Raw genomic sequence first — 8,889 nt, forward strand, 5'->3', positions numbered from 1 at the left:
TTTCATTGAGTATTATTTCTCTCTTTATGGCGTTCGTAAGCCTTGAGCTGGCGCTGCAGTTCCTTTTTAATAGCAGGTTCTGGAGCATATTTTTCTTCCCAATCATCTGGTTTTAAGATTTTGTGGGTCACTGGATCAAAATGAGCCTTGCCATCTGGGAAAATTTTCCCCATATTAGCCTGATGGACAATATCAAAAATACGCTCTGGGTCCACCCCCATCAAGACAAAACTACCGTAGGTAAAGTAAAGCGTGTCAATCAGGGCATCTACCTGACCTATCAAATCTTGCTGAGCAGGAGTCTTCTTAGCTACTTTATCTGCCGCCTTATCAAGAGCTTGATGAAGTTGCGATAGAGCTTGACCAAAGTCCTCTTCAGAAGTGCTGGCAGCTCGAACAAACTCCACCAATTCTTCTATTTTAAAACCAGCCCTGTGGGTTGCACCTTCTAAATCCCAAGCTCGAGGTTCTTCTTGGGTCCGTTCATCCATCATGTGGTGGAAGGTCTTGACCTTATTGAAATGATAGTCACGGCTGACAAAGACTTTTTCTGAGGCCAGAACACCAAAATGTTCCAGGGCCTTGTGGATTCCATCTTGCTGATTGCTGGTAGTGATGTGCTTGGCAACTTCCTTGACACTGCTACTACCATTTCCCATAGCAACCGACATACCGACACCAGCCAGCATTTCTAAGTCGTTATCTGAGTCACCAAAGGCCATGACTTGGTTAAGATCAAAACCATATTCTTTCCCAACTCGTCTAATGCCTTCCAATTTAGAGTTTCCTTGATTGATAACATCCGCTGCAAAAGGATTGCTACGTGTCAATTTCAAGTCTTCAAAATCAGCTGCCGCCTTCTCAGATTCTTCTGGCGTCATCAGCATCAAAACTTGGTAGATAGGCTGATTCATCAGGTGAAGCAGGTCTTCTTCCTTTTGGGGAACAACCTTGCTGACCATGCGATTAAAAGACTGACTCACTGTTCGGGTTAAAACAGAGGGAACGAAGCGACTGATTCGTTGGGAAAAAGAACCCAGACCAAAAGACATGATTTTAGAACCCAGCATGGCATCCTTGGTCCCTAGGGCAATCTCCTTGCCCTCTTTTTTAGCATAAGCAATTAGATGGCGCAAATGTAACTTGGAAATAGGGCTCGTGAACAAGACTCTGTCTTTATTAAAGATATACTGGCCATTGTAGGTTACCGCAAAATCCAGATCCAAATCGTCCATCAATTCCTTAACAAAAAAAGGTCCTCGCCCTGTCGCTACGCCAACTAGTACCCCTTGCTCTTTGACAATCTTAATCGCGTCCTTAGTGGATTTCAAAACACTCTTGCGATCGTTGACCAAGGTTCCATCGATATCAAAAAAAACAGCTTTGACTTCCATCCTATCCCAATCTCCCCTTTTGTGATACAATGATTATACCACATTTCAGAAAGAGTGAGTAAATCATGCCTAAGAAAATCCTTGTTTTACATACAGGTGGGACTATTTCCATGCAGGCCGATGCTTCTGGCGCTGTTGTGACGAGTTCAGATAATCCCATGAACCATGTGTCCAACCCACTTGAAGGAATCCAAGTCCACGCCTTGGACTTTTTTAACCTGCCAAGCCCCCATATCAAACCCAAGCATATGCTGGCCCTCTACCAAAAAATCAAAGAGGAAGCTGCTAACTACGACGGTGTAGTGATCACACACGGAACCGATACTTTAGAGGAAACAGCCTATTTCCTTGATACCATGGAAGTTCCCCATATGCCTATCGTTCTAACAGGGGCCATGCGCAGCTCCAATGAACTCGGTAGTGACGGTGTTTATAACTATCTGAGTGCTTTACGGGTGGCTAGTGATGACAAGGCTGCTGACAAAGGAGTTTTGGTCGTTATGAACGATGAAATCCACGCTGCCAAGTATGTTACCAAAACACATACGACCAACGTCGGCACCTTCCAGACCCCAACACATGGCCCCCTCGGTCTGATTATGAAACAGGAAATTCTCTACTTTAAAACAGCTGAACCTCGTGTTCGCTTTGACCTGGATCACATACAAGGATTAGTCCCTATCATCTCTGCTTATGCTGGTATGACAGATGAGCTGATTGATATGCTGGATTTGGAACAATTGGACGGTTTGATTATCCAAGCCTTCGGAGCTGGTAATATTCCCAAAGAAACGGCTCAAAAATTAGAAAGCCTTCTGCAAAAAGGAATCCCAGTCGCTCTGGTTTCCCGATGCTTTAACGGTATCGCAGAACCTGTCTATGCCTATCAGGGTGGGGGCGTACAGTTGCAAAAGGCAGGTGTTTTCTTTGTCAAAGAACTCAACGCCCAAAAAGCCCGCTTGAAACTCCTCATTGCCCTCAATGCCGGACTAAAAGGGCAGGCTTTGAAAGACTATATGGAAGGCTAATACTCTTCGAAAATCTCTTCAAACCACGTCAGCTTCCATCTGCAACCTCAAAGCAGTGCCTTGAGCTGACTTCGTCACTTCTATCTACAACCTCAAAGCAGTGTGTTGCGCAGCCTTTAACCAGCCGCCTAGTCCGCTCTGTGGTATTCATTAAGTCAACATCTCTTGTTTAAGAGCACAAAATCAGGAAATCTTCTCGATTCCCTGATTTTTTCTATTTACGTTTTCGTGTTGAGCGACGTTCTGTCAAACCATGAGGTAAGAGAACTTCACGTTCTTCCAACTCTTCCTTATGCATAATCTTAGTCAACATACGCATACTAATGGCACCAAGGTCATAAAGAGGTTGGGCAATCGTTGTCAAGTTTGGACGGGTAAAGCGTGAGATTTGTGAATCATCACTAGTAATAATTTCAAACTCTTCTGGTACTGACACACCCTTATCAGCAAGGCCGTTCAAGACTCCTGCTGCCAACTCATCACCTGTCACAACTGCTGCAGTTGCATTTGATGAAATCAAACGCTCTGCCAAGGCGTAACCATCATCATAGCTATATTTAGATTCAAATACCAAACCTTCACTATAAGCGATTCCTGCTTTTTTCAAGGCTTCCTTGTAGCCAACCAAACGAACCTTACCATTGATGTCATCCACTAGCGGACCGCTAACGAAAGCAATACGTTCATTTTCTTTAGCAAGGTAACTCACTGCATCAATCGTTGCTTGCTTATAGTCAATATTGACACTTGGCAACTGGTGCTCAACATCGACAGTTCCTGCGAGAACAATCGGAGTACGTGAACGCGAAAATTCTGAGCGAATTTTATCTGTCAAGTGATAACCCATAAAGATAATGCCATCTACCTGCTTTGAAAAGAGGGTATTGACAACAGAAACTTCTTTCTCGTTATCTTCATCGCTATTAGCTAAGACAATATTGTACTTGTACATTTCTGCAATATCATCAATCCCCTTAGCCAAACTCGAAAAATAACCATTGGTAATATTTGGAATCACGACACCGACAGTGGTTGTCTTTTTACTTGCAAGACCACGCGCAACTGCATTTGGACGATAATCCAAACGATCAATTACCTCTAGCACTTTTTTACGGGTATTCTCTTTTACATTTTTATTGCCATTGACCACACGGCTGACCGTCGCCATGGAAACACCTGCTTCACGAGCGACATCATAAATGGTTACTGTATCATCTGCATTCATTCCTTTTCCTGCCCTTTCTATCCCACACATTCTTTTACAAGTAGAGGCACCGATTGAAACTCTATATCTACTTACAAAAGTGAAGATGTGAAAATTTCGTTTTCATGTTTCTACTTATTCCATTCTATCACTAATTGTAAACACTTTCAAGTGTTTTTTGAAGATTGATTGAAAAAATTTCATAGAAAGCCTAGGTTTAGCTCTTGCTACCACCTTAGAGTAAACAAAAAGGAGGAAACTAAGCCCTCCTCTAGTTACAAATTGTTTGATTGAATCACTTCAATTTTAGCACATAATGGTTTTAGAGTTATAATAGTATCACAACCAACCAGATTCTTTCGCGATATTAGCTGCCTCTGTTCGATTACCTGCATCTAGTTTCGAAAGAATATTGGTGACATAGTTTCGGACGGTTCCGTTGGATAAATAAAGTTGATCTGCAATTTCTTGGTTAGACAAGCCTTGAGCAATTCCCTTTAAAACAGCAATCTCTTGTTCTGTCAACGGATTGGGATGCGTCATCACCACTTCCATCAATTCAGGCGAATACTCCTTGCGCCCTTCGAGGACGGTGTGCAAGGTTTGCATGAGCTCTGCAATGTTTCTTTCTTTTAATACATAAGCATCTACTCCAGCCTTGACCGCACGTTCAAAATACCCAGGACGCTTGAAGGTCGTCACCACAACCACCTTTGTTTCTAGATTTTCTGCTCGTATCCACTCCAAAACTTCAAGACCTGTCTTAACAGGCATTTCTACGTCAAGGATGGCTATATCTACAGACTCCTTTTCTAATAGTTGGATTGCTTCTTGCCCATTCTTGGCTTGTAAGACAGACTCTACATCTGCTTGAAAGGCAAGCAACTGGCACATGGCATCTCGCAACATACTTTGATCTTCTGCGACTAATACTTTCATCTTAGTTTCTCTCCTTATAAGGTAGTCGAACTTGCACTTCCGTTGGATGTTTCTGACTGATTACACTTACTTCTCCTGAAAATGGAGAAACACGATCTCGGACTGTATGGAGCTCATCTCCTTTTAGAAAAGCAAAGCCGCAGCCATCATCACTTACTGTTAAAATGAGTTCCTTCTCTGTCCGTTCTAATTTTAAGTAAGCTTTAGACGCTTTGGCATGTTTGATGATATTGGTCACTAACTCAAGCAAAATCATGGAAGCCATTGACTCCAATTCTTGAGTAAGGCTAGCAGTATCTAGTTGGTTATCCGTTTCCACCTCAATTCCAGCAATTTCTAACATCTTTTTCACAGTCTCTAGTTCGGATGTCAAAGTTCTAGACTTAAGATTTTCCACAATGGTTCGCACTTCATTCATGGAATCCTTGCTGATCTGGTGAATTTCTTTTAATTCCTTTTCCACCTGTGGATAAGCCTCCATCTGAAATAACTGCAAGGCTAAATCTGTCTTGACACTCAACATAGCAAAGGTATGCCCCAGACTATCATGCAAATCTTGACCGATACGACTGCGTTCATTTTCAGTAAGCAATAGATTTATCTGGGCATTTTGCTTAGCCTGTGCTTCTTTCAAATCCTCCACAATCCGAATCCGAACCAAGCCAAAAGTCATTAAATCGACAAAAGCAAGAATTACAAGTAGATAGAATAGAAACTCAACTTCGATTCTCTGAAAAATCAACAGTTGGCCCACAACAAGGACTTGAGCAAGAAGAAAAGTCCAGACATGTAAAGACTTTAAACCACCTACGCTGAAATGATAACTTAAGAGATTGGATAGGAAAAAGAAAAACCAGATATAATTAACAGCAACAAAGGCAGTATTCCCAACTACATAAGTCAGCATGAGGCCCCAATATAGCCAAGATAGGCGCTGGCTCTTAGTTGTTAAAACACCCAAATACGCCACTACAAATAGAATATCAATCAATAAATGCCAGGCAGAAAGCCACCCAGTCACTACAGGTAGGATGGGGAAAATCATAAAAATTAAACTGGCCCAAAACATATAGTGTATGCTTTTCAGTCTTTCAAGCATTAAGCATTCTCCTTATGACCTTGAAGGTAAATGGTCAAACCAAACAAAACTGCTGAAAAAACAAGTAGATAAACTGTGGCTGATAGATTGATGCTACCCTCGTTTAAGAAGGTCTTGAGCAACTCCATCAACTGATAAGTTGGTAGGCACTTCCCGATTGCTTGCATCCAGTCTGGAAATAAAGAGATGGGCATCCAGAGTCCACCTAAAACAGCCAAACCTAGATAGAGAAGATTGCCCACGACAGACATCAGCTGACTAGAAGGCAAGAGTGTCAAGGTCAAGCCAAGCGCTACAAAAGCTACACTTCCTACTATCAGCAAGAGCGTAGCCCCAATCCAGCTTCCTAAAGGCATATCCACACCTCTGACCAAGTGCCCAACTGAGAAAACAACCAGGATTGAGACCAGATAATCAACCATCATACTTGTTATCTTTGATAGATAATATTCTACCATATTTACCGGAGTATGGCGCAATGTTTTCTGCCAGTTGTTGATTTTATCTGTATGTAAAACAGCTGGGAATGAGAAGATAGCTGTCGACATCATGGAAAAGGCAGTCATAGAGATAAGGTAATCACGCATAAAATTCGCGGGTCCACCTGGTGTATCCTGCTACATGCCAGAAAAGAATAGATAGAATGCTGTCGGCATCCCTACTGATAATAAATAATAGACTGATTGCCGTTTGGTCAATAGAAATTCTATCTTATTTAATGCTAGCCACTGTTTCATCTTAGTCATCTCCCTTCTGCGTTTCTTCAAAGATTGTATCCAACAAACTACGATTATTAACTTCAATTTCTTGTATGCTACATCCTGCTTGAACTAACAGTTCCCAGAAAGCATTTGCATCTCGTGTGACTACTTGCAAAGCATCTTGTTTTTGTGACCAGTTTTCAACTAAATTTGACTGCTCTACGACTTCCTTGTAAGCTAGAGGAAGGATAAAGTGCTTTTCTGTCTCTTCACTACGCATAGCTAGAGGCGTCGTGTCTCGAATCAACTCTCCCTTATTTAAAACCAAAATCCGATCAGCTGTATGCTCTACTTCTTCGATATAATGGGACGAATAGAGAATGGTGACTCCCTGCGCTTTTAGGTCCTGAACAATTTCCCAAAAACGTTGACGAGTTGAGGTATCCATAGTAGCAGTTGGCTCATCTAAAAAGACAAGCTTTGGTCGCCCAATTAAGGTCAAGACAAAAGAGAAAAGACGCTTTTGTCCACCTGATAATTTTTCTGCGAATTGCTCTTTTTGTTGCTTATCAAACTGTAATAGTTGATCGACTTCCTGATTACTCAAATGATTTGGATAGATACGTTGAAAGAAAGCAATCAACTCTTTTACCTTTAGTTTTTGAACGATTGCATTCTCTTGAGGGAGGTAGGATCTTGTATAGTCTAACTTAGAACTCGTCACTGGCAAGCCTTGGATAGATACTTGTCCACTGGTGACCAGTTTATCTCCAAGCAAACAGTCCAAGAGTGTGGTCTTCCCAGCACCATTGGGCCCAATCAAGGCGACGCATTCACCTTCAGCTACCTCAAAGGAAATATCCTTCAAAATAGCCTTGCTCTTGATGTTTTTATTTAGGCTTTCTACCTTAATCATGTTCATGATATTCTCCTTTCAGCCACTCCTTTCCCATAGGAAAGGCGATTAAAATCATAAATCCTAGTCCCCAGGCACCACGGATGAATTGGTGAAGGAAGGCTTGATCAAACCAACCTGTAAACATTTCTACCAACCATACCACTAGTGATAGGCCGATAAAGAAATAGATGCTCCCTCTCTTCATTCCTCAAGCTCCTTTTTCACATCTGAGACTAATTTCAAACCTTCTCTAACAAGCCAAGACATCATTCCAAAGCCAGCAAATAACTCCCAAGGAAAATGATAGAAATCTTCATCCAATCCTGAGAACATGAGATAGGTCATAACTCCTGCTGCTACTAAACTCATTGCGACAATTACTTTATGTTTCATTTTTTCTTCCTCCCTTTCATACTTCAATTATAGTCTTTTGAAGTTAGCGGAGCTAGATACTTCTGTCACTCGTAAATATGACAAATGTCATAAAAAATTCTGTTCAAAACAAGCAAGATACACTATACAATAAAACACAATTAGAAAAATCTAAGGCAACTTCCTCAAAAGAGATATCAAACCCAATTCACACCATAATGTAAACTAATACTTATTTAAAATTAAAAAGAGTAGAAATTTTTATCAGACCAACACATATATTATACGTTAAACAAAACCCTTCTATTGCTTTCTTAAAAATTTATAAGAGTTATAAAATCTGTTAAATTTCAATTTATGTACCTAAACTACAGTATTCATTGAACAAATCAGGAAACACAAAAGTATACGCAATCAAAATGAATTACTGAAATAAAAAAAAGAGAGAAGCAAACTGATTCTCTCTTAATGTATATAATATCTAGTTAAAACAAAAAAGATACGCTTACGTATCTCTGTAATGTATCGGGAAGACAGGATTCGAACCTGCGACACCTTGGTCCCAAACCAAGTACTCTACCAAGCTGAGCTACTTCCCGAGTTAAATAGAAAAATGCACCCTAGAGGAGTCGAACCTCTAACCGCCTGATTCGTAGTCAGGTACTCTATCCAGTTGAGCTAAGGGTGCTCATTAGTTTATGCCGAGGACCGGAATCGAACCGGTACGATCGTTACCAATCGCAGGATTTTAAGTCCTGTGCGTCTGCCAGTTCCGCCACCCCGGCCTCTCTAAGCGAACGACGGGATTCGAACCCGCGACCCCCACCTTGGCAAGGTGGTGTTCTACCACTGAACTACGTTCGCACTGTTTTCTTCTATCTAAAAATGCCGGCTACATGACTTGAACACGCGACCCTCTGATTACAAATCAGATGCTCTACCAACTGAGCTAAGCCGGCTCATTTATTATATCTTAATGCGGGTTAAGGGACTTGAACCCCCACGCCGTTAAGCGCCAGATCCTAAATCTGGTGCGTCTGCCAATTCCGCCAAACCCGCAGATATGACCCGTACTGGGCTCGAACCAGTGACCCATTGATTAAAAGTCAATTGCTCTACCAACTGAGCTAACGAGTCTAAAATAACTTCCGTTATTCTAACGGTCCCGACGGGAATCGAACCCGCGATCTTCGCCGTGACAGGGCGACGTGATAACCGCTACACTACGGGACCTTTGGGAGTTAACGGGATCGA

Annotated in this window: 8 protein-coding genes, 8 tRNA genes and 1 pseudogene; 1 reads left to right on the forward strand and 16 read right to left on the reverse strand. The window is 41.7% G+C overall.

All coding sequences use genetic code 11. From position 1 onward, the window contains the following. Window positions 1-2 precede the first annotated feature (2 nt). The gene (locus tag HT720_RS09700; protein WP_173276027.1) at window positions 3-1,394 is read right to left on the reverse strand and encodes a Cof-type HAD-IIB family hydrolase; all 1,392 of its coding nucleotides are present in this window, start codon (window positions 1,392-1,394) and stop codon (window positions 3-5) included. Between the two features lie 65 nt (window positions 1,395-1,459). Here HT720_RS09700 and HT720_RS09705 point away from each other — a divergent pair, with 65 nt between their 5' ends. Beyond that, entirely contained in the window at window positions 1,460-2,422 is a 963-nt protein-coding gene (locus HT720_RS09705; protein ID WP_049511249.1) for an asparaginase, read from the forward strand. A gap of 214 nt (window positions 2,423-2,636) precedes the next feature. Here the strand turns inward: HT720_RS09705 and ccpA are convergent, their stop codons facing one another. The 15 genes and pseudogenes from ccpA to HT720_RS09780 all read right to left on the reverse strand — a co-directional run bounded on the left by ccpA (window position 2,637) and on the right by HT720_RS09780 (window position 8,868). Beyond that, window positions 2,637-3,647, reverse strand: a complete 1,011-nt coding sequence (gene ccpA / locus HT720_RS09710) for a catabolite control protein A (protein ID WP_049511250.1) — start codon at window positions 3,645-3,647, stop codon at window positions 2,637-2,639. A 318-nt stretch (window positions 3,648-3,965) separates the two neighbouring features. Beyond that, window positions 3,966-4,565, reverse strand: coding sequence for a response regulator transcription factor (locus HT720_RS09715; protein WP_049512651.1), 600 nt, complete (start codon window positions 4,563-4,565; stop codon window positions 3,966-3,968). A 1-nt stretch (window position 4,566) separates the two neighbouring features. Beyond that, window positions 4,567-5,664 (reverse strand): sensor histidine kinase, encoded by a 1,098-nt coding sequence (locus HT720_RS09720; protein WP_173276030.1) that lies wholly within the window; start codon window positions 5,662-5,664, stop codon window positions 4,567-4,569. Beyond that, window positions 5,664-6,401 (reverse strand): annotated as a pseudogene (locus HT720_RS09725) (ABC transporter permease). Before HT720_RS09725 ends, HT720_RS09720 begins: the two are co-directional and overlap by 1 nt. Before the next feature lies 1 nt (window position 6,402). Next, the gene (locus HT720_RS09730) at window positions 6,403-7,287 is read right to left on the reverse strand and encodes an ABC transporter ATP-binding protein (RefSeq protein ID WP_049512647.1); all 885 of its coding nucleotides are present in this window, start codon (window positions 7,285-7,287) and stop codon (window positions 6,403-6,405) included. Continuing rightward, window positions 7,274-7,468: a hypothetical protein gene (locus tag HT720_RS09735; RefSeq protein WP_049512645.1), complete on the reverse strand. Its 195-nt coding sequence runs from the start codon at window positions 7,466-7,468 to the stop codon at window positions 7,274-7,276. Before HT720_RS09735 ends, HT720_RS09730 begins: the two co-directional genes overlap by 14 nt. Further along, window positions 7,465-7,656: a hypothetical protein gene (locus HT720_RS09740; protein WP_049512643.1), complete on the reverse strand. Its 192-nt coding sequence runs from the start codon at window positions 7,654-7,656 to the stop codon at window positions 7,465-7,467. Before HT720_RS09740 ends, HT720_RS09735 begins: the two co-directional genes overlap by 4 nt. A 504-nt stretch (window positions 7,657-8,160) precedes the next feature. Further along, window positions 8,161-8,234, reverse strand: a tRNA-Pro gene (locus HT720_RS09745). A 15-nt stretch (window positions 8,235-8,249) separates the two neighbouring features. Continuing rightward, window positions 8,250-8,323: transfer RNA gene (locus tag HT720_RS09750), tRNA-Arg, on the reverse strand. A gap of 11 nt (window positions 8,324-8,334) precedes the next feature. After that, window positions 8,335-8,420: transfer RNA gene (locus tag HT720_RS09755), tRNA-Leu, on the reverse strand. A 7-nt stretch (window positions 8,421-8,427) separates the two neighbouring features. Beyond that, window positions 8,428-8,499, reverse strand: a tRNA-Gly gene (locus HT720_RS09760). Between the two features lie 22 nt (window positions 8,500-8,521). Then, a tRNA-Thr gene (locus HT720_RS09765) sits at window positions 8,522-8,594 on the reverse strand. A gap of 18 nt (window positions 8,595-8,612) precedes the next feature. Next, a tRNA-Leu gene (locus tag HT720_RS09770) sits at window positions 8,613-8,694 on the reverse strand. 5 nt (window positions 8,695-8,699) lie between these two features. Further along, a tRNA-Lys gene (locus HT720_RS09775) sits at window positions 8,700-8,772 on the reverse strand. A 23-nt stretch (window positions 8,773-8,795) separates the two neighbouring features. After that, window positions 8,796-8,868 (reverse strand) — tRNA-Asp (locus tag HT720_RS09780). Window positions 8,869-8,889: the final 21 nt, after the last annotated feature.

Source organism: Streptococcus sp. 68, assembly GCF_013277415.1.
GTDB lineage: Bacteria > Bacillota > Bacilli > Lactobacillales > Streptococcaceae > Streptococcus.

Bases quoted from the DNA above. Each gene is read 5' to 3' on its own strand.
- ccpA (WP_049511250.1), bottom strand. From the start codon at position 3,647: ATGAATGCAGATGATACAGTAACCATTTATGATGTCGCTCGTGAAGCA.
- HT720_RS09720 (WP_173276030.1), bottom strand. From the start codon at position 5,664: ATGCTTGAAAGACTGAAAAGCATACACTATATGTTTTGGGCCAGTTTA.
- HT720_RS09735 (WP_049512645.1), bottom strand. From the start codon at position 7,468: ATGAAGAGAGGGAGCATCTATTTCTTTATCGGCCTATCACTAGTGGTA.
- HT720_RS09715 (WP_049512651.1), bottom strand. From the start codon at position 4,565: ATGAAAGTATTAGTCGCAGAAGATCAAAGTATGTTGCGAGATGCCATG.
- HT720_RS09740 (WP_049512643.1), bottom strand. From the start codon at position 7,656: ATGAAACATAAAGTAATTGTCGCAATGAGTTTAGTAGCAGCAGGAGTT.
- HT720_RS09730 (WP_049512647.1), bottom strand. From the start codon at position 7,287: ATGAACATGATTAAGGTAGAAAGCCTAAATAAAAACATCAAGAGCAAG.
- HT720_RS09705 (WP_049511249.1), top strand. From the start codon at position 1,460: ATGCCTAAGAAAATCCTTGTTTTACATACAGGTGGGACTATTTCCATG.
- HT720_RS09700 (WP_173276027.1), bottom strand. From the start codon at position 1,394: ATGGAAGTCAAAGCTGTTTTTTTTGATATCGATGGAACCTTGGTCAAC.